Annotated in this window: 18 protein-coding genes; 8 read left to right on the top strand and 10 right to left on the bottom strand. The window is 65.7% G+C overall.

Going from position 1 to position 18132, the window contains the following annotated elements; genetic code table 11:
* Window positions 1-16 precede the first annotated feature (16 nt).
* The 7 genes from argC (at window position 17) to FIU86_RS10175 (ending at window position 6206) form a co-directional block, all read left to right on the top strand.
* Window positions 17-1045 (top strand): N-acetyl-gamma-glutamyl-phosphate reductase, encoded by a 1029-nt coding sequence (gene argC, locus FIU86_RS10205; RefSeq protein ID WP_152474987.1) that lies wholly within the window; start codon window positions 17-19, stop codon window positions 1043-1045.
* 27 nt (window positions 1046-1072) lie between these two features.
* Complete coding sequence (gene ccmE / locus FIU86_RS10200) at window positions 1073-1519, top strand: cytochrome c maturation protein CcmE (protein ID WP_152474986.1); 447 nt, start codon at window positions 1073-1075, stop codon at window positions 1517-1519.
* 67 nt (window positions 1520-1586) lie between these two features.
* Window positions 1587-2198 carry a holin-associated N-acetylmuramidase gene (locus FIU86_RS10195; protein WP_152474985.1) on the top strand — a complete coding sequence of 204 codons (612 nt, stop codon included), beginning with the start codon at window positions 1587-1589 and terminating at the stop codon, window positions 2196-2198.
* On the top strand, window positions 2189-2776 hold the full coding sequence (locus tag FIU86_RS10190; protein WP_172977486.1) for a holin family protein: 588 nt from the start codon (window positions 2189-2191) through the stop codon (window positions 2774-2776). The genes FIU86_RS10195 and FIU86_RS10190 overlap by 10 nt, the downstream gene beginning before the upstream one ends.
* A 160-nt stretch (window positions 2777-2936) precedes the next feature.
* Window positions 2937-4904 (top strand): heme lyase CcmF/NrfE family subunit, encoded by a 1968-nt coding sequence (locus FIU86_RS10185; RefSeq protein WP_152474984.1) that lies wholly within the window; start codon window positions 2937-2939, stop codon window positions 4902-4904.
* Window positions 4901-5353 carry a cytochrome c-type biogenesis protein gene (locus FIU86_RS10180; protein ID WP_152474983.1) on the top strand — a complete coding sequence of 151 codons (453 nt, stop codon included), beginning with the start codon at window positions 4901-4903 and terminating at the stop codon, window positions 5351-5353. Before FIU86_RS10185 ends, FIU86_RS10180 begins: the two co-directional genes overlap by 4 nt.
* A 73-nt stretch (window positions 5354-5426) precedes the next feature.
* Window positions 5427-6206, top strand: coding sequence for an enoyl-CoA hydratase-related protein (locus FIU86_RS10175; RefSeq protein WP_152474982.1), 780 nt, complete (start codon window positions 5427-5429; stop codon window positions 6204-6206).
* Here FIU86_RS10175 and FIU86_RS10170 read toward each other — a convergent pair whose 3' ends face one another.
* From FIU86_RS10170 to gltX, 4 genes are all read right to left on the bottom strand, one after another.
* The gene (locus FIU86_RS10170; protein WP_152474981.1) at window positions 6207-7142 is read right to left on the bottom strand and encodes a calcium-binding protein; all 936 of its coding nucleotides are present in this window, start codon (window positions 7140-7142) and stop codon (window positions 6207-6209) included.
* Between the two features lie 192 nt (window positions 7143-7334).
* Entirely contained in the window at window positions 7335-8099 is a 765-nt protein-coding gene (locus tag FIU86_RS10165) for a calcium-binding protein (RefSeq protein ID WP_152474980.1), read from the bottom strand.
* A gap of 182 nt (window positions 8100-8281) precedes the next feature.
* Window positions 8282-9577, bottom strand: coding sequence for a citrate synthase (gltA, locus tag FIU86_RS10160; RefSeq protein WP_152474979.1), 1296 nt, complete (start codon window positions 9575-9577; stop codon window positions 8282-8284).
* A gap of 72 nt (window positions 9578-9649) precedes the next feature.
* Window positions 9650-11059, bottom strand: a complete 1410-nt coding sequence (gene gltX, locus FIU86_RS10155; protein WP_152474978.1) for a glutamate--tRNA ligase — start codon at window positions 11057-11059, stop codon at window positions 9650-9652.
* 86 nt (window positions 11060-11145) lie between these two features.
* Here gltX and FIU86_RS10150 point away from each other — a divergent pair, with 86 nt between their 5' ends.
* The gene (locus tag FIU86_RS10150) at window positions 11146-13179 is read left to right on the top strand and encodes a ComEC/Rec2 family competence protein (RefSeq protein WP_368373164.1); all 2034 of its coding nucleotides are present in this window, start codon (window positions 11146-11148) and stop codon (window positions 13177-13179) included.
* Here the strand turns inward: FIU86_RS10150 and lexA are convergent.
* From lexA to FIU86_RS10120, 6 genes are all read right to left on the bottom strand, one after another.
* Window positions 13173-13889 carry a transcriptional repressor LexA gene (gene lexA / locus FIU86_RS10145; RefSeq protein WP_152474977.1) on the bottom strand — a complete coding sequence of 239 codons (717 nt, stop codon included), beginning with the start codon at window positions 13887-13889 and terminating at the stop codon, window positions 13173-13175. The genes FIU86_RS10150 and lexA overlap by 7 nt on opposite strands.
* Window positions 13890-13973: 84 nt before the next feature.
* Window positions 13974-15146, bottom strand: a complete 1173-nt coding sequence (gene glp, locus FIU86_RS10140; protein WP_152474976.1) for a gephyrin-like molybdotransferase Glp — start codon at window positions 15144-15146, stop codon at window positions 13974-13976.
* A complete protein-coding gene (moaC, locus tag FIU86_RS10135) occupies window positions 15143-15619 on the bottom strand; it encodes a cyclic pyranopterin monophosphate synthase MoaC (RefSeq protein WP_152474975.1) in 477 nt (158 codons plus the stop codon). Before moaC ends, glp begins: the two co-directional genes overlap by 4 nt.
* Window positions 15619-16434 (bottom strand): indole-3-glycerol phosphate synthase TrpC, encoded by an 816-nt coding sequence (gene trpC, locus FIU86_RS10130; RefSeq protein WP_152474974.1) that lies wholly within the window; start codon window positions 16432-16434, stop codon window positions 15619-15621. The genes moaC and trpC overlap by 1 nt, the downstream gene beginning before the upstream one ends.
* Window positions 16431-17453: an anthranilate phosphoribosyltransferase gene (gene trpD / locus FIU86_RS10125; RefSeq protein ID WP_152474973.1), complete on the bottom strand. Its 1023-nt coding sequence runs from the start codon at window positions 17451-17453 to the stop codon at window positions 16431-16433. Before trpD ends, trpC begins: the two co-directional genes overlap by 4 nt.
* Window positions 17450-18031 (bottom strand): aminodeoxychorismate/anthranilate synthase component II, encoded by a 582-nt coding sequence (locus FIU86_RS10120; RefSeq protein ID WP_152474972.1) that lies wholly within the window; start codon window positions 18029-18031, stop codon window positions 17450-17452. Before FIU86_RS10120 ends, trpD begins: the two co-directional genes overlap by 4 nt.
* Window positions 18032-18132: the final 101 nt, after the last annotated feature.

The following is an 18132-nucleotide window of genomic DNA, read 5'->3' as shown; positions in this document are numbered from 1 at the left end:
ACGAAAGAGGTCTGACATGACCCATAAGATCGCCATTCTGGGCGCCTCGGGCTATACCGGCGCAGAACTTGTCCGGCTGATTGCGACGCATCCCGAGCTGGAGATTGCCGCCTTATCGGCCAACTCCAAGGCCGGGCAGACCATGAGCCGGGCGTTTCCGCATCTGCGGCATCTGGATCTGCCGACGCTGGTGACGATCGACGAGATCGACTTTTCCGGGATCGACCTGTGTTTCTGCGCCTTGCCGCACAAGACCAGCCAGGAAGTGATCGCGGCGCTGCCCCACGACCTGAAGATCGTCGACCTGAGCGCGGATTTCCGGCTGCGCGATCCGGACGCCTATGAGAAATGGTACGGCAATCCTCATGCGGCGGTGGAGATGCAGCAGGAGGCCGTCTATGGCCTGACCGAGTTCTACCGCGACGCCATCAAGGGCGCACGCCTGGTGGCCGGGACGGGGTGCAATGCCGCGACCGGGCAATATGTGCTGCGCCCGCTGATCGAGGCGGGGGTAATCGACCTCGACGATATCATCCTGGACCTCAAATGCGGGGTGTCGGGGGCAGGGCGGTCGCTGAAGGAAAACCTGCTTCATGCTGAGCTTTCGGAGGGGTATCACGCCTATGCTTTGGGGGGCACGCACCGGCATCTGGGCGAGTTTGACCAGGAGTTTTCGGCCATCGCGGGGCGCGACGTGCGCATCCAGTTCACGCCGCATCTGGTGCCGGCGAACCGGGGGATATTGGCGACCGGATATGTGAAGGGCGAGGCGAAGGCGGTGTACGAGACCCTGTACAATGCCTACGCCGGTGAGCCGTTCATCGAGGTTCTGCCCTATGGCGAGGGGCCCAGCACGCGGCATGTGCGGGGCAGCAATTTCTGCCATATCGGGGTGGTGGCGGACCGTATCGACGGGCGGGCCATCGTGGTCGCGGCGCTGGACAACCTGTGCAAAGGGTCGAGCGGGCAAGCCTTGCAGAACGCCAACCTGATGTTAAATCTGGACGAGACGACGGGGCTGATGCTGGCGCCGGTGTTTCCGTAGTTTCCCTGAGGAGGACGGGGTAGCGCGATGAAATCACTGAAAAAACAGAGAAGGATCCAAGTCATCGCGGTGACAGCGATTGCGCTTGTGCTGGCCACGGGCCTGATCGGCTATGCCATGCGCGACGGCATCAACTTCTTCCGCTCGCCCAGCCAGGTGATGGCTGAGCCGCCCGCACCTTCGGAGACCTTCCGCATTGGTGGGCTGGTCGAGGAAGGCACGCTGGTGCGTGGTGAGGGCGAGACCGTGACCTTCAGCGTAACCGATGGCGGTGCGTCGGTGCCGGTGCGCTATACCGGCGTTCTGCCGGACCTGTTTGGTGAGAACGAGGGCATGGTAGGGCTTGGCCGCTACGAGGACGGCGTGTTCACCGCGACCGAGATCCTGGCCAAGCATGACGAGGAATACATGCCCAAGGAAGTGGTCGACGCGCTGAAGGAGCAGGGCGTTTACCAGGAACCGGACGGTAGCTAAGCCACGCATTAACCATTCCTGACAATCCTTGCCGGCGAGTTCAAATCGCTGGCCAAGGGGGCGCGGAATGCAGACTGTCTCGGAGATCGCAGAGGATATCCTGGCGCGGGAAGGCGGGTTCGTGAATGACCCCGACGACCCGGGCGGGGCCACCAATCATGGCGTGACCATCCACACGATGCGGCGGCTGGGGATGGACCTGGACCGTGACGGGGATGTGGACTTGGCCGATGTGCGCCGGTTGAGCCGGTCGCAGGCGCAGGACATTTTCATTGACCATTATTACCACCGGCCCGGCATCGCCCGCCTGCCGCAGGTTTTGCAGGCCATTGTGTTCGACATGTACGTGAATGCCGGGGCCAATGCGGTGAAGATCCTGCAGCGGCTGTTGCGGCAGATGGGACACGAGGTGGCCGTCGACGGCATCATTGGGCCGCAGACCATCGAGGCGGCGGAACTGGCGCATGGCGTCGCGCCGCTGCATATTGCCGATGCTTACGGGATCGCGCGGCGGAATTACTATTTCCGGCTGGCCGATCAGCGCCCCGCGTCGCGCAAATACGCGCGCAACCGGGCTGGGGGCAAGGGCGGCTGGATCCGCCGGGCCGAGGCGTTCATCTCGTCGCGCTATCACATGACGCCGGCGGAGTTTCGGGACCGGGTGGCAAAATGGGACTGATCGAGACGGTCCTGAGCCTGGTCTTCGGCGGCGGGCGCAATGCCGTGGCCGAAACCGCCGAGGTGTTCCGGGTGAATGCGGAGAAATCCGACGAACGCGCGGCGGAGTTGCAGGGCGCGGCGCTGGCGCAGCTGGCGGCCGAGTTCAAGGCCGAGCGCAAGGGGTGGTACGACCGGTTCATCGACGGGCTGAACCGGGTTCCACGCCCGGCCATGGCGCTTGGGACGCTAGGGCTCTTTGTGGCCGCGATGGTGGACCCGATCTGGTTTTCGGAACGGATGCAGGGGATCGCTTTGGTACCCGAGCCGTTGTGGTGGCTGCTGGGGGCGATCGTGAGTTTCTATTTCGGCGCGCGGCATCAGGCGAAGGGGCAGGAGTTTCAACGTTCCATCGCCACCACCATGGCCCGCACGCCGCAGGTGGTGGGCAACCTGAGATCCTTGCGCGCGCTTGAGGCGGGCAGCGCGGGCGTGGCGGATACAGGGCATGATGCAGGGCTGAGCTTGCAGGTGCAGGAGATGGAAGGCGAGCCGAACGCAGCCCTTCGGGAATGGAAGGCCGCGAGCCACGGGCGGTAGTTGTCTGGCGCGGAATCAAGGTGCAGCTTGCTGCACCGCCTCGCCATCGCTGCCCCCCACCCAGGGGGCAGCGATGGCGCGGCTGAGCCCGCGACAATGTGATCGCTGCCTGCTCCGGATTTCCGTTGGAGGCGAGGCCCGGGGCGACTATAACCGGGCCATGATCACCGAGCTTGGACATTTCGCCCTCATCCTCGCCTTCTTCGTGGCGTGCTTTCAGTCGGTCGTGCCTCTGATCGGCGCGCACAAGCGATGGGCGGGGTGGATGGCCGTGGCCAAGCCCGCCGCCACGCTGCAATTCGTGCTGACGCTGGGGGCCTTCGCGGCGCTGACATGGGCCTTCGTGACCTCGGATTTCTCGCTGGAGCTGGTGGTGGCCAACAGCCATTCCGCGAAACCGATGCTTTACAAGATTACCGGCGTCTGGGGGAACCACGAAGGCTCGATGCTGCTGTGGGTGCTGATCGTGACGCTGTTCGGGGCCTTTGCCGCGTGGTTCGGGGGCAACCTGCCGCCGACGCTGAAGGCGCGGGTGCTGTCGATGCAGGCGCTGATCGGGGTGGCGTTCTTCGCTTTTATCCTGTTCACGTCAAACCCGTTTCTGCGCATGGAAGTGCCGCCTTTCGATGGGCGGGATTTGAACCCGCTGTTGCAGGACCCGGGATTGGCGTTCCATCCGCCCTTCCTCTACCTCGGTTACGTGGGTCTTTCGATGACCTATTCCTTCGCGCTGGCCGCCTTGATCGAAGGCCGCGTGGATGCGGCCTGGGGGCGGTGGGTGCGGCCCTATACGCTGGCGGCGTGGATCTTTCTGACCATCGGCATCGCGTTGGGGTCCTGGTGGGCCTATTACGAGCTGGGCTGGGGCGGGTTCTGGTTCTGGGACCCGGTGGAGAACGCCAGCTTCATGCCGTGGCTCATTGCCGCCGCGCTCTTGCATTCGGCCATCGTTGTGGAAAAGCGCGAGTCGCTGAAAAGCTGGACCATATTGCTCGCCATCATCGCCTTCGGGTTCTCGATGATCGGTGCGTTCATCACGCGCTCGGGCGTGCTGACTTCGGTTCATGCCTTTGCGACGGACCCGGAGCGCGGCGTATTCCTGCTGATGATCACAGGCTTCTTCATGATGCTGGGCCTGTCGCTCTTTACCGCGCGGGCCGGGGCGATGCAGGCCAAGGGTGTCTTTGGCCTTGTGAGCCGCGAGACGATGCTGGTGGCCAACAACGTGCTGTTAGGCGTGTCGGCCTTTGTCATCTTCGTTGGCACGATCTGGCCGCTGGTGTCGGAGCTGCTCTTTGACCGCAAGCTGAGCGTGGGCGAGCCGTTCTTCAACATGGCCTTCACGCCGTTCATGGTTGTCCTGGGGCTGATCCTGCCGGTGGGCGCGATGCTGCCGTGGAAGCGGGGCAACCTGGGCCGGGTTCTGAGGCCGTTGGCGGGGGCGTTCGTGCTGGCCGTGGCGGTGGGCGCGCTGGCCTATTCCTTGCAGACCGAACGCAGCGCGCTGGGGCCGGTGGGCCTATTCCTGGCGGCCTGGCTGGTGTCGGGTGCGGCGGTGGACCTGTGGAGCCGGACGGGCCGGGGCGGGGGGCGCACGTCGCGGCTGAGCCGCCTGCCGCGGGCGGACTGGGGCAAGGCCGTGGCGCATGCGGGGTTCGGCGTCACCATCGCGGGGATCGCCGGGATGCTGGCCTGGGAAGCCGAGGATATCCGCGTGGCGCAGGTGGGCGAAAGTTTCGACGTGGCGGGGCTGACCATTACGCTCGACGACGTGCGCGAGGTGGAAGGGCCGAATTACCTGTCCACGATGGCTGATGTGAGCTTGTCCAGGAACGGGTCTGAGATCAGCCAGCTGAGCCCGGAAAAGCGCGTTTACCCGGTCGCGGGGATGCCCACGACAGAGGCCGCGATCGACAATGGTTTCCTGCGTGACGTTTACGTGGTGATTGGCGACGAGCAGGCGGCGGGCGGCTGGGCCGTGCGGACCTATTACAAGCCGCTGGCGAACTGGATCTGGGGCGGTGCCATCCTGATGGCCATCGGGGGGGCGCTGTCGCTCTCTGACCGGCGCTATCGGGTGGCGGCGGGGGCGCGCAAGACCCGAGCCGTGGGGGTGCCGGCGGAATGAAACGACTGGTTCTGATACTATGCCTTTTGGCCTCGCCGCTCTGGGCGGTGCAGCCGGACGAGATTTTGGATGATCCGGCGCTGGAAGAGCGCGCGCGGGAGATCTCCTCGGGCCTGCGCTGCCTTGTCTGCCGCAACGAGAGCATCGACGATTCCAACGCCGACCTGGCCCGCGACCTGCGCCTGCTGGTGCGCGAGCGGCTGGTGGCGGGGGACAGCGACGAGGAGGTCATTAATTTTGTCGTGGACCGATACGGCGAATACGTCCTGCTAAACCCCGTGGCGAGCGGCAGCAACCTTGTGCTGTGGCTGGCGGGGCCGGTGATGTTGCTGTTGGGCGGGCTTTTGGCGGCGGTCTATATCCGGGGTCGGTCGGGTGCCAAACCGGAGGGTGAGGCGGACCTGAGCGCCGCGGAAGAGGCCCGTTTGCGCGAAATCATGAAGGACTGACGCGCCGTCGCGCGTTGCAATTGGCGGCAAGGCGGCGTTGATTGGCGACAAACGCCAGATGGAGGCCCGCCCGATGACGACCTATCAGACCCTGACCTATGACCTGACCGACGACATCGCCGTGCTGCGGATGAACCGCGCCGACAAGATGAACGCGCTCAACACCCAGATGCGGGCCGAGATTACCGATGCGATGCAGCGCGCCGGGCGCGAGGCGCGCGTGGCGGTGCTGACCGGCAATGGCAAGGCGTTTTGTTCGGGGCAGGACCTGTCGGACAACGGTACGGCGGCGGCGCTGGACGTGGAGCGCGTGCTGCGCGACGAGTACGAGCCGATGCTGCGGATGATCTCGGACTGCCCGGTGCCGACCATTGCGGCGGTGAACGGCCCGGCGGCGGGGGCGGGGGCGAACCTGGCGCTGGCCTTCGACGTGGTGATTGCGACCGAGAGCGCCTATTTCCTGCAGGCCTTTGCGCGGATCGGCCTGATCCCCGATGCGGGCGGCACCTATTGGATGCCGCGGCAGGTGGGCGCGGCCAAGGCGATGGGCGCGGCGCTGTTTGCCGAGCCGATTTCGGCGCGGCAAGCGGATTCCTGGGGCCTGATCTGGGAGGCGGTCGAGGATGACGCGTTCGAGATGCACTGGCAGGCGCGGGCGGCGCATCTGGCAAAGGGGCCGACGGCGGCCTATGGCGGGATCAAGCGCACGGTGCGCGGCAGTTGGGAAAACGGGTTCGACAAGCAACTGGACCTCGAGGCGCAGGTGCAGGGCGAATGTGGCCGGACACGGGATTTCCAGGAAGGCGTGACCGCCTTCCTGGACAAGCGCAAGCCGGAATACGAAGGGCGCTGATCAGTCGGCGAGTTCGACCAGTTCCACGTCGCTGAGCAGGAACGAGCCGCCAAGCCCGGGCAGGATGACGGCGGGGGCGCCGTCGAGCCTGAGCACGGCGTCGCCGTTTTCATAGGTCAATCCCAGCGCGGGCGGGTCGTCGCCTTCGTAGGTCAGCACCAGCAGTTCCTCGTTTACCTCGAAACCCATGATCGTGGCCGGATTTCCAGCCAGCAGAGGGCTGCCGCCGATGAATAAGTCCGAGCCGTCGCCACCGGTCACCGTGTCGTCCTGCCCGAAGATCATGATGTCGCTGCCGGTGCCACCATCGACCTCGTCGCCTTCGGTGTCGTCATCCTGGGTCAGGTCCAGGCCCGGCAGATCATCGAGTGACGGCCCGTCGCCATTCTCGAAATCTCGCGCCACGGTGCGGGTCGCGTCGATAAAGGCGGTCTGATCGGTGAGGCCGGTGGACAGGATCAGGTCGTCGCCCGTGTCACCGCGCAGGGTATCGGCGCCGTCGCTGTCCACTAGGACGTCCGCGTCTGCCCCGCCGCGCAGAAAGTCGTTGCCGCCATTGCCCGCGATCACGTCCTGGCCGGCTTCGCCGAACAGCCGGTCGTCGCCGTCGCCGCCATCGACGATGTCGCCCTCCGCGCCGCCGTGCGCCACGTCGTCGCCGCCTTCGGCGTCGATGAAATCAATGACATCCGTGCCAACAATCGAATCGGCGCCCGGCGTGCCGGTGATCGGGTTGATCGCATCGGTCGGAAGGGGATCTGGCCCACCGGTTTCCGGCTCCTCGGGCAGGGGGCCGGGCCCGCCGGTTTCGGGCTCTTCCTCGCCCGGCGTGTCCGGTGCACGGGCGTTGTCGTCATCGTCGTCGTCAAAGAGGTCGATAGCCAACGCGGCCGTCGCACCGATGCCCAGAAGACTGAGCAGAACTATACTGAGCATGAAAGAATTCCCCAAGAGACTCGCACACTTGCAGGATACTCCGCCGTGTGCATCCCGTCCTGAAGATTCGTACGCGGGGGACGTTTTTCAGTGTCTCACGGGCAAACCCGACATGGATTGTCGCCGGGCCCGAAACAATGCCTTGAAAAATCGAGACGTGTTGAACCTTCGGGTCGGGAGAGGCCTGACGGGTCAGGCGGTATAGCGTCCGATGGCGATATTGCGCAGCGAGAATTCAGGGCTGGCGTCGCGCAGAACCGCGATGGAACGGCCGTCGGCCATGATCGTGGTGACGCCCGTGGTCTCATTACGCGTGACCGAGAGTTCGGGCGCGTCGCCATCGCGGTCATAGACGAAGGTGATGATATCCTCTGCGACGTCGAAATCGGCGATCTCGACCGGGGCGCCGCCGGCGATCCAGTCGCCCAGGGCGAACTCATCTTCTCCCGGCCCGCCGATGACGGTGTCGTCGGAGCCGGCCACGACCGTGTCGTCGCCTTCGCCCAGATCGATATCGTCGCCCGCGTCGGACTTGGCGGGTAGGTCGTAATCGAAAGTGACGCCGAAGATATCCGTGGCCGTGGCGGCGGACGCGCGCAGGGCCACCTCGTCGATGATATTGGCCGCCTCGACAAAATCGTTGCCGTCGCCCGACAGCACCGCGTCGGCACCATCGCCGGGGATGATCACGTCGCCGCCCGCGCCGCCAGACAGCGTGTCGGCACCAGCCAGCCCGATCAGCCAGTCGCCGCCACTTCCGCCGGTCAGCGCCTCGGCACTGTCGGTGCCGAGAAGCAGGCTGTCATCGGGTTCGACCTGGCTCGCCACATCCGGGTCGTCATCAGCGGGGTCGCTGCTGGTTGCCTCCTGCTCGACCTCCGGCAGGTCGAGCCCGCCGAGGCCGACAAGCCCCGCCATCGCGCCGCCCACAAGTAACAGAATGCCCAGAATGGCCATGTCGCGCCCTCGCTTACCCCAGTTCGGGGCAATATGGACCCGAGGACTGAACACCCGGTGAATCCGCGCCGAGAGAGAGCCGCGCTTTTCCGTTAGAATTTTAACGATCAGCCACCAATGGGATTGCCACAACGAAAAACGCCCCGCATCGGCGGGGCGTTGTCGCATTGGGTGTGCCGCGATCAGCGGTTTTCCATGTCCACGTAATCGCGCAGGGTCTCGCCCTTGTAAAGCTGGCGCGGGCGGCCGATTTTCAGCTGCGGATCGCCGATCATTTCCTTCCACTGGGAAATCCAGCCCACCGTGCGGCTGAGCGCGAAGATGGGCGTGAACATCGAGGTCGGGAAGCCCATCGCCTCGAGGATGATGCCCGAGTAGAAATCAACGTTCGGGAACAGCTTTTTCTCGGTGAAGTAGGGGTCATTGAGCGCCGCGGCCTCAAGCTCCTTGGCGACCTGAAGCGTGGGGTTGTTTTCCACGCCCAGAAGGTCCAGCACCTCGTCGGCGGATTGTTTCATCACCTTGGCGCGTGGGTCGAAATTCTTGTAGACGCGGTGGCCGAAGCCCATCAGGCGGAACGGATCGTCCTTGTCCTTGGCGCGCGCGATGAATTCCGGAATGCGGTCGGGCGTGCCGATTTCCTGCAGCATTTCCAGGCAGGCCTGGTTGGCGCCGCCATGGGCCGGGCCCCAGAGGCAGGCGATGCCCGCGGCGACGCAGGCAAACGGGTTGGCGCCCGAAGAGGACGCAAGCCGCACCGTGGAGGTCGAAGCGTTCTGCTCGTGATCGGCATGGAGCGTGAAGATGCGGTCCATCGCGCGGGAAAGGATCGGGTTGACCTCGTAATCCTCGGCCGGGACGGCAAAGCACATGCGCAGGAAGTTCGAGGCATAGTCGAGCTCGTTGCGCGGGTACACGAAGGGCTGGCCAAGCGTGTATTTGTAGGCCATCGAGGCGATCGTCGGCATCTTGGCGATCAGGCGGATCGTCGCGACCTCGCGCTGCCATGGGTCCGAAATGTCGGTGCTGTCGTGGTAGAAGGCCGACAGCGCGCCGACCACGCCGACCATGATGGCCATCGGGTGCGCGTCACGGCGGTAGCCGCGGAACAGGAACTGCATCTGTTCATGCAGCATGGTGTGGTTGGTCACGCGGGATTCGAAATCTTCCAGCTGCGCGGCGGAGGGCAGCTCGCCGTAGAGCAGCAGGTAGCACACCTCGAGGTAGTGCGATTTCTCGGCCAGTTGGTCGATCGGGTAGCCGCGATGCAGCAGCTCGCCCTTGCCGCCGTCGATATAGGTGATCGTGCTGTCGCAGCTGGCGGTCGAGGTGAAGCCGGGGTCATAGGTGAACACGCCCGCCTGCGCGTAAAGCTTGCGGATGTCGATCACGTCCGGACCGGCGGTGGGCGAATAAATCGGAAGCTCGTAGTCGTTGCCTTCGATCGTCAGTTTTGCGGATTTGGTACTGTCTGCCATCAGAGTCTCCCTCGTCACGCCGCGGCGCGTGGCGCGCCTTGGCTGCATATTCCAGCACGCCTTACGAACGGGTTAACCGCTCTGCGAGGCAGCATCGTTCAGTCGGGCGAGGGATTCCTCCCGGCCCAGGACCAGCATCATGTCAAACACGCTCGGTGTTGCCGCCCGACCGGCCAGCGCGGCCCGCATCGGACCGGCCAGCTTGCCGAACTTGATATCCTTGGACGCCGCGAACGCATTCGCCGCCTCTTCCAGATCGTTGCGCGACCAGTTAGCATTTTGCAAGTGCGGCGTCAATTCATTCAGTATACCACGGGATACAGAGTCAAGCTGCGCGGCGGCCTTCTCGTCCGGGCGGATCGGGCGGTCCGCCAGAGCAAACTTTGCCTTTTCAAGCAGTTCCGGGAAGGTCTTCGCGCGTTCTTTGAGGCAATACATGCCGTCCAGCATGAGCGCCTGTTTTGGTTCGGGCAAGGGCGCGGATTCCGTTACGTCAAGGAATTCGTTCAATTCATGCAGCAGCGCAGCATCGTCGCTGGCGGCGATGTGCTGGCCGCAGAGGTTCTCCAGCTTCTTGAAGTCGAACCGGGCCGGGGACTTGCCGATCCCGTCGAGGTCGAACCATTCCTTCGCCTGATCATCCGTGAAGAACTCGTCGTCGCCATGGCTCCACCCGAGGCGGGCGAGATAGTTGCGCATTCCGGCCGCCGGGTACCCCTGTTTCTGGTACTCGTCGACGCCAAGGGCCCCGTGCCGCTTGCTCATCTTCTTGCCGTCGGGGCCGTGGATCAGCGGGATATGGGCATAGACGGGCAGGGGCCAGCCCATCGCGGTATAGATCAGCATCTGGCGGGCGGCGTTGTTGAGGTGGTCGTCGCCGCGGATGACGTGCGTGACGCCCATGTCGTGGTCGTCCACCGCGACGGCGAGCATGTAGACGGGCGTGCCGTCCGAGCGCAGCAGGACCATGTCGTCAAGCTGATCGTTGCGGATGGTGACGTCGCCCTGCACGGTGTCGGCGATGGTGGTCGTGCCCTCCAGCGGGGCCTTGATGCGGATGACATAGGGCGCATCGGGGTGCGTCGCGGGGTCGGCGTCGCGCCACGGGCTGCGGTAGAGGGTGGAGCGGCCCTCGGCCTTGGCCTCGTCGCGGAAGGCCTGGATTTCTTCCTGCGTGGCAAAGCACTTGTAGGCCTGGCCCTTGGCCAGCAATTCGTTCGCGACCTCGGCGTGGCGGTCGGCGCGGGCGGCCTGACTGACCACCTCGCCGTCATGGTCGAGGCCCAGCCACGCCAGCCCGTCGAGGATGGCCTGCGTCGCCTCGGGGGTCGAGCGCGCGCGGTCGGTATCCTCGATCCTGAGCAGGAAAGAGCCGCCGTGACGCCGCGCGAAAAGCCAGTTGAAGAGCGCCGTGCGCGCCCCGCCGATATGCAGGTAGCCGGTCGGCGAAGGGGCAAAACGGGTGACAACTGGCTGCGACATGGGGCCGGTTAACCTTTCGGTAAGCATGGGAGACGTATCGTTAACGGTGCCTGTCTATCGGCCCATGAAAAGGGAGACAAGCCTTGGTGCTTTGGCAGCGTGCCGTCGCCGCGTGGATGGATCAGCGCGGGCACCTGTTTGCGTGGGTGCCGGTGATGCTCGCCTGTGGGATCGGGCTGTATTTCGGGTTGAAATCCGAGCCGCGGGTCTGGGTTTATGTGGCGTTGGCCGGGAGCATTGGCAGCGCACTTGTGGTGCTGCGCCTGGTGGGCGCGGGGGTCGCGCCGGTGATCTGGGCCGTGGCGTTGGTGGCGCTTGGCGTTTGCATTGCTGCGCTCCGGGCGCATGGCGTTGCCGATGCCAAGCTGGGTTGGCGTTACTACGGCCCTGTGGAGGGCCGGGTGGTGGATATTGACCGCTCGGGTTCGGACGCGCTGCGGGTGACGCTGGACCGGGTGGTGCTGCGCAACATGGGCCCCGATATCACGCCGGGGCGCGTGCGGGTTTCGTTTCACGGCGCGGCAGAGGGGACCGTTCCGCAACCGGGCGAAACGCTGATCCTGACTGCGCATCTGTCGCCGCCCGCAGGCCCGGTGGAGCCGGGCGGTTTCGATTTCCAGCGGCACGCATGGTTCAAGGGGCTGGGCGCGATAGGCTACACGCGCACGCCCGTTTTGCTGCTGGAACCCGCGCAGGGGGGACAGGTGCTGTTCAAGACGCGCATGGCCCTGTCGGGCCGCATTCAGGCGCAGATGCCGGGCGAGGCCGGGGCGTTTGCGGCGGCGATCATGACCGGGGACCGCTCGGGCATGGGGCAGGAGACACTGACGGCGCTGCGGGTGTCGAACCTGGCGCATTTATTGGCGATTTCGGGACTGCATATGGGGCTGTTGGCGGGCTTCGTCTTTGCGGCCTTGCGGCTGGGCATGGCGGCGGTTCCGGGCTGGGGGCTGCGCCTGCCCACCAAAAAGATCGCGGCGGTGGGCGCGCTGGTGGCGGCAGCGGGATATCTCGCGCTTTCGGGCGGCAACGTGGCCACGGAGCGCGCCTTTGTCATGGTGGCGGTGATGCTGCTGGCGGTGCTGGCGGACCGGCGGGCGTTGTCCTTGAGGGCGGTGGCGCTGGCGGCCTGCATCATCCTGGTGCTGCGGCCCGAGGCGTTGATGGGGCCGGGATTTCAGATGTCCTTTGCGGCAACGACGGCGCTGGTGGCCGTGTTTGGGGCTTTGCGCGACCTTGACTGGCGCGTGGGACCCAAGTGGATGCGGCCGGTCTGGGCGGTTGTGATGTCGTCCTTCGTGGCCGGGCTGGCCACGGCGCCGATTGCCGCCGCGCATTTCAACCAGATCGCGCATTACGGGCTGGTGGCGAACCTGCTGAGCGTGCCGTTGATGGGCGCGCTGGTCATGCCCATGGCCGTGCTGGCGGGGCTCTTGATGCCCTTGGGGCTGGAAGGGCTGGCGCTGGCGGTGATGCAGCCCGCGCTGGAGTGGATCCTGGGCGTGGCGCATTGGGTCTCGGGTCTGGAGGGCGCGCGCGGCACCGTGGTGCGCCCGGGCCCGTGGGTGCTGCCGCTGCTGTCACTGGGCTTGCTCTTCGTCGTGCTGTGGCAGGGGCGCGCGCGGTTTGCGGGCGTGGTGCCGGTGGCGCTGGCTTTCGTGCTGTGGGCGCAGGCCGAGCGGCCCGATATCCTTGTTTCCGACAATGGCAGCTTGGTGGGGGTGATGACACCCGAGGGGCGAGCGCTGTCCACGGGCCGCGCCTCTGGCTTTGTCGCGATGAACTGGCTGGAGAATGACGGCGATCCGGTGGATCAGGAGGGGGCGTTTGCCCGCTGGACCAAGGTGGCCGGCGGCGAGGGCTGGCCGATCACCGCCGTGCGGGGCAAGCGCGCGGCGGAAGAGTTCACCGAGTGCGCCGCGAAGGAATGGGTGGTGTTCAACAACGTGCCGCAGGTCGAATTGCCCTGCCGCGCGATCCATCCCGGCACGCTGAAGGAAACGGGGGCACTGGCAATCTGGCGCGAGAAAGGCGGGCTCAGGGCCGTGACCGCCCGCGACATGACCGGCGTGCGGCTTTGGAACACGGACCGCCGGCGGCGATCCGATAGGCGTCAGTAGGTGCGGATAAGACCCACGAGGCGGCCCTGCACCTTGACCTGATCCTCAGGCAACACGCGGGTCTCGTAAGCCGGGTTCGCGGCCTCGAGGGCGATGGCATTGCCGCGGCGGTAGAATTTCTTCAACGTCGCCTCCTGGTCGTCGACCAGCGCCACCACGATATCGCCATTGTCGGCGGTGGATGTCTCACGGATCACCACGACGTCACCGTCGTTGATGCCCGCGTCGATCATCGAGTCGCCCTTGACCTCCAGCGCGTAATGCTGGCCGGGGCCGGCGATCATGTCGCCGGGAACGGCCACGTTGTGGCTGGCATGGGCGATGGCCTCGATCGGGACACCGGCGGCGATGCGGCCCATGACGGGCAGTTCCAGCGCATGCACCGCCTCGACCGGTTGCGCATTGGCGGGCTGCGCGGCCTCGGGGCGGTCGCCCTCGATCACCCGGGGGGTAAAGCCGCCGCTTTCGCCGCCGCCGATCATGTCGCCGCCCATGCTTTCGGGCAGCTTGATGATTTCCAACGCACGGGCACGATGGGCGAGGCGGCGGATGAAGCCGCGTTCCTCCAGCGCCGTGATCAGGCGGTGAATGCCGGATTTGGAGCGCAGATCCAACGCGTCCTTCATCTCGTCAAAACTGGGCGGCACGCCATCGCGCTGCACCCGCTTGTGAATGAATTCCAACAGGTCGAGTTGCTTTTTGGTCAGCATTATTGTCACGCCTCCACGATCCATGCGTTTACATTTGTTCTACGCATGTTCTCGTTTTGTGTCAACGTGTCTGTGTATAAGCGGTCAGATCGGAACGTATTCGACCCAGTCGCCCTGCGCTCGTCGGGCATCGTCGGCGGGGCGAATGAGCAGCGCGTTGGCGCGGGCCAGCACCGACAGCATGCCGCTGTCTTGGCTGCGTTCGGGCAGGATGGTGCCGTCCTCGACCTGGGCGCGCATGTAATGCTCGCGCGGGCCGCCGGGGCCCATGTCAGCGGCGAGTTTGGCGCTGAGGCGCGGGGCGGGCATGGCAGGAAGTCCCTGCATCGCGCGGATCATTGGCGCCATGAAGACGTGCCCGCAGACCATGGCCGAGACAGGGTTGCCGGGCAGGCCGAGCATGGCCGCGTCCCCCATTCGGCCCGCCATAAGGGGTTTGCCGGGGCGCATCCGGACCTTGTAAAACGACCGCTCCATGCCGAGATCGCCCGCGACTTTGCCAACGAGGTCATGATCGCCCACCGACGCGCCGCCGATGGTGATGACGAGGTCGGCGCCTTTGGCGAGGTCGAAGGCAGTTTCCAAGGCCTCGCGTGTGTCGCCGGCGATGGGCAGCATCCGGGGCTCGGCGCCCAGAGTGTCCAGCAGGGCGCAGAGGCCGAAGGAGTTGGAGGCGATGATCTGGTCCGGGCCGGGGTCTTCGCCCGGCATGACAAGCTCGTCGCCGGTGGCGATGAGCGCGACCTTGGGTTTGCGGGTGACGGTAACCTCGGCCACGTTCATCGAGGCGAGAAGCGCGACATCCTCGGGGGACAGGAGGCGGGGCGCCTCGATCCGGTCGCCGATCTTGAAGTCGTCGCCACGAGGGCGGATGTTCGGCTTGTCCTCAAGCCTGTCGCCGAGAGTGATGTGTTCGGCGTCGCGGGTGACATCCTCTTGGATCACGACCTTGTCGGCGCCCTCGGGCACCGGCGCGCCGGTGAAGATGCGCACGGCCTGGCCAGTGCCCACCATGCCGTCAAAGCCGTGCCCGGCGGCGGATTCGCCGATGACGTCAAAGCTTGCGCCCGGCACCGCCTCGGTCGCTTTCACGGCATAGCCATCCATGGAGGAGGCGTCGAACGGCGGCTGGTCGCGCCGGGCCTCGGCATCCTGCGCCAGAACGCGGCCATGCGCCTCGCGCAGAGGAACGGTTTCCGGCTCCAGCGGGGAGACGAGAGAGAAGAGGTGGTCAAGAGCCTCGTCGACGGTGATCATTTCGCCTCGTAACGGCCTGATTTTCCGCCGTCTTTCAGGACCACGCGCAAGCCGCCGATTTCCATCGCGCGATCCACGGCCTTGGCCATGTCGTAGACCGTAAGGGCGGCGGTGCTGGCGGCGGTCAGCGCCTCCATCTCCACCCCGGTCTGGCCGGTGGTCTTGACCGTTGCCTCGATGCGGAGGCCGGGCAGGTCGGGGTCGGGGGTAAGCTCCACCGCGACCTTGGCGATGGGCAGGGGGTGGCAGAGCGGGATCAGCTCGGATGTGCGCTTGGCGCCCATGATGCCGGCGAGGCGGGCGACGGACAGGACGTCGCCCTTTTTGGCGCGGCCTTCCGTAATGATATCATAGGTTTCTGGCGCCATCTTCACGTGGCATTCGGCCACCGCGACGCGGGCCGTCACGTCCTTGTCCGAGACGTCGACCATGTGGGCGTCGCCCTTGCCGTCGAAATGCGTGAGCCCGGCCATCAGACGTGCGACGCCGGGGTGGTGCCCGACAGGATATCGCGGGTGGCGGCGGTGACGTCCGCCTGTCGCATCAGGCTTTCGCCGATGAGGAAGCAGCGCGTGCCGTAGCGGGCCATCTCGGACAGATCGTCATTGGTGTAAAGCCCGCTTTCCGAGATCAGCAGGTGGTCGATCGGGGCCAGACGCGCCAGCCGCTTGGTCACTTCGAGCGAGGTCTCGAACGTGTTCAGATCGCGGTTGTTGATGCCCAGAAGGTTGGATTTCAGCACGCCGGTGCGCTCAAGTTCCGCCTCGTTATGCACCTCGATCAGCGCGTCCATGCCTTGCGCGATGGCGGCCTCTTCCAACTCGATCGCCTGCGCGTCCGAGACAGAGGCCATGATGATCAGGATGCAGTCGGCGCCCCAGGCGCGGGCCTCGACCACCTGGTAGGGGTCATAGAGGAAATCCTTGCGCAGCACCGGCAGGTCGCACGCCTCGCGGGCCTGCGCCAGGTATTCGGGCGCGCCCTGGAAACTGGGCGCGTCGGTCAGCACCGACAGGCAGGTAGCGCCGCCCTCGGCATAGCCGGCGGCGAGAGCGACGGGGTCGAAATCCTCGCGGATCAGACCCTTGGAGGGGCTGGCCTTCTTGATCTCGGCAATCAGGCCGAAGCCGGTCTTGCTGGCCTGCAAGAGCGCGTCGCCGAAGGAGCGCACGGGTGGCGCGCTGGCGGCCTCGGATTCCAGTTTTTCCAGAGGCTTGTCGGCCTTTGCTGCGGCGATTTCCTCCAGCTTGTAGGCCTTGATCTTCTCAAGGATGGACGGCGTGCTCATGCGGCCTCCGATGTGATTTTGGCAAGCGTTTCGATCCGGGTGCGGGCGGCACCGCTGTCGATGCTGTGGCGTGCCTGCTCGACGCCTTGCTTGAGGTCGTCCGCATGGCTCGCCACCACCAGCGCCGCGGCGGCGTTCAGCAGTACGGCATCGCGGTAGGCGCCCTGCGCCCCGTCCAGAAGGGCCCGGAAGGCGCGGCCGTTCTCCTCGGGCGTGCCGCCCAGAATGTCCTCGAACGGGTGGACGGGCAGACCCGCGTCCTCGGGGTGGATCTCTGCCTCTCGGATGGTGCCGTCTTCCTCCAGCGCCGCAAGCTGGCTGGGGGCGGAGATGCTGAGCTCGTCGGTGCCGTCGCCGCCGTGCACCAGCCAGGCCCGTTCGGAGCCGAGCTTGCCGAGGGTTTCGGCCATGGGGCGGATGAGGTCGGCGCTGAAAGCCCCCGTCAGCTGGCGTTTTACGCCAGCGGGGTTTGTCAGGGGCCCAAGGATGTTGAAGATCGTGCGCGTGCCAAGCTCGGCCCGGACCGGGCCGACATGGGCCATGGCCGGGTGGTGCATGGGCGCCATCATGAAGGCGATGCCCGCGTTTTCCAAAGCCTTTTCAACCACATCCGGACCGACCATCACGTTGACGCTCATCTGCGTGAGGGCATCGGCCGCGCCGGACTTGGAGCTTAGGTTGCGATTGCCGTGCTTGGCCACCGGCACGCCCGCGCCGGCCACTACGAAGGCGGTGGCGGTCGAGATGTTGAGCGTGCCCTTGCCGTCGCCGCCGGTGCCTACGATGTCCATCGCGCCGGCGGGGGCCTTCACCTTGTTGCACTTGGCGCGCATGACGGCGGCGGCGGCGGCGTATTCGTCCACCGTCTCGCCGCGCGTGCGCAGGGCCATCAGGAAGCCGCCCGTCTGGGCCGGGGTCGCCTCGCCCTCGAAGAGCGTGGTAAAGGCCGCCTCGGCCTCGTCCCGGGTCAGGGGGCGGTCGGCGGCGGCGCCGATCAGGGGCTTCAGGCTGTCACTCACGCGGGCACCTTCATCACGTCGAGGAAATTCTGCAAAAGGGCGTGGCCATGTTCCGAGCGGATCGATTCGGGGTGGAACTGGACGCCGTGGATGGGCAGCGTCTTGTGTTGCAGGCCCATGATCGTGCCGTCTTCAAGTTCTGCCGTGATATTAAGCACGTCTGGGCAGGTGTCGCGTGCGACAACGAGCGAGTGATACCGCGTCGCCTCGAACGGCGTGGGCAGCCCGGCAAAGACGCCAGAGGCGGTGTGGTGCATCGTGCCCATCTTGCCGTGCACGATATCCGAGTGGCGCGTGACCGTGCCACCGAAGACCTCGCCGATGGCCTGATGCCCGAGGCAGACGCCCAAGAGCGGCGTGCGCGTGTCCGCCGCCGCCTCGATCAGCGCCTTGCAGATGCCTGCCTGTGACGGGGTGCCGGGGCCGGGGGACAGGAGAATCCCCGCGGGCTTCATCGCCATCGCCTCCTGCACGTTCAGCGCGTCGTTGCGGTGCACCTGCACGTCCGCGCCCAGCTCGCCCACATATTGCACGAGATTGTAGGTGAAACTGTCGTAGTTATCGATGAGCAGCAGCATGTCGCCAATTTCCCGTCCGTGCCGTGTCATTTCGGGCCTATGACCCGGGCTTTCAATCGCGATATAGATGCTCAGGGTTGCGCGGCAGGGTCAAGAGGCGC

This window comes from Roseovarius sp. THAF9 (assembly GCF_009363715.1).
Classification (GTDB): domain Bacteria; phylum Pseudomonadota; class Alphaproteobacteria; order Rhodobacterales; family Rhodobacteraceae; genus Roseovarius.
This window is presented reverse-complemented; position numbering and strand designations above follow the sequence as displayed.

Bases quoted from the DNA above. Each gene is read 5' to 3' on its own strand.
- argC (WP_152474987.1), top strand. From the start codon at position 17: ATGACCCATAAGATCGCCATTCTGGGCGCCTCGGGCTATACCGGCGCA.
- ccmE (WP_152474986.1), top strand. From the start codon at position 1,073: ATGAAATCACTGAAAAAACAGAGAAGGATCCAAGTCATCGCGGTGACA.
- FIU86_RS10195 (WP_152474985.1), top strand. From the start codon at position 1,587: ATGCAGACTGTCTCGGAGATCGCAGAGGATATCCTGGCGCGGGAAGGC.
- FIU86_RS10190 (WP_172977486.1), top strand. From the start codon at position 2,189: ATGGGACTGATCGAGACGGTCCTGAGCCTGGTCTTCGGCGGCGGGCGC.
- FIU86_RS10185 (WP_152474984.1), top strand. From the start codon at position 2,937: ATGATCACCGAGCTTGGACATTTCGCCCTCATCCTCGCCTTCTTCGTG.
- FIU86_RS10180 (WP_152474983.1), top strand. From the start codon at position 4,901: ATGAAACGACTGGTTCTGATACTATGCCTTTTGGCCTCGCCGCTCTGG.
- FIU86_RS10175 (WP_152474982.1), top strand. From the start codon at position 5,427: ATGACGACCTATCAGACCCTGACCTATGACCTGACCGACGACATCGCC.
- FIU86_RS10170 (WP_152474981.1), bottom strand. From the start codon at position 7,142: ATGCTCAGTATAGTTCTGCTCAGTCTTCTGGGCATCGGTGCGACGGCC.
- FIU86_RS10165 (WP_152474980.1), bottom strand. From the start codon at position 8,099: ATGGCCATTCTGGGCATTCTGTTACTTGTGGGCGGCGCGATGGCGGGG.
- gltA (WP_152474979.1), bottom strand. From the start codon at position 9,577: ATGGCAGACAGTACCAAATCCGCAAAACTGACGATCGAAGGCAACGAC.
- gltX (WP_152474978.1), bottom strand. From the start codon at position 11,059: ATGTCGCAGCCAGTTGTCACCCGTTTTGCCCCTTCGCCGACCGGCTAC.
- lexA (WP_152474977.1), bottom strand. From the start codon at position 13,889: ATGCTGACCAAAAAGCAACTCGACCTGTTGGAATTCATTCACAAGCGG.
- glp (WP_152474976.1), bottom strand. From the start codon at position 15,146: ATGATCACCGTCGACGAGGCTCTTGACCACCTCTTCTCTCTCGTCTCC.
- moaC (WP_152474975.1), bottom strand. From the start codon at position 15,619: ATGGCCGGGCTCACGCATTTCGACGGCAAGGGCGACGCCCACATGGTC.
- trpC (WP_152474974.1), bottom strand. From the start codon at position 16,434: ATGAGCACGCCGTCCATCCTTGAGAAGATCAAGGCCTACAAGCTGGAG.
- FIU86_RS10120 (WP_152474972.1), bottom strand. From the start codon at position 18,031: ATGCTGCTGCTCATCGATAACTACGACAGTTTCACCTACAATCTCGTG.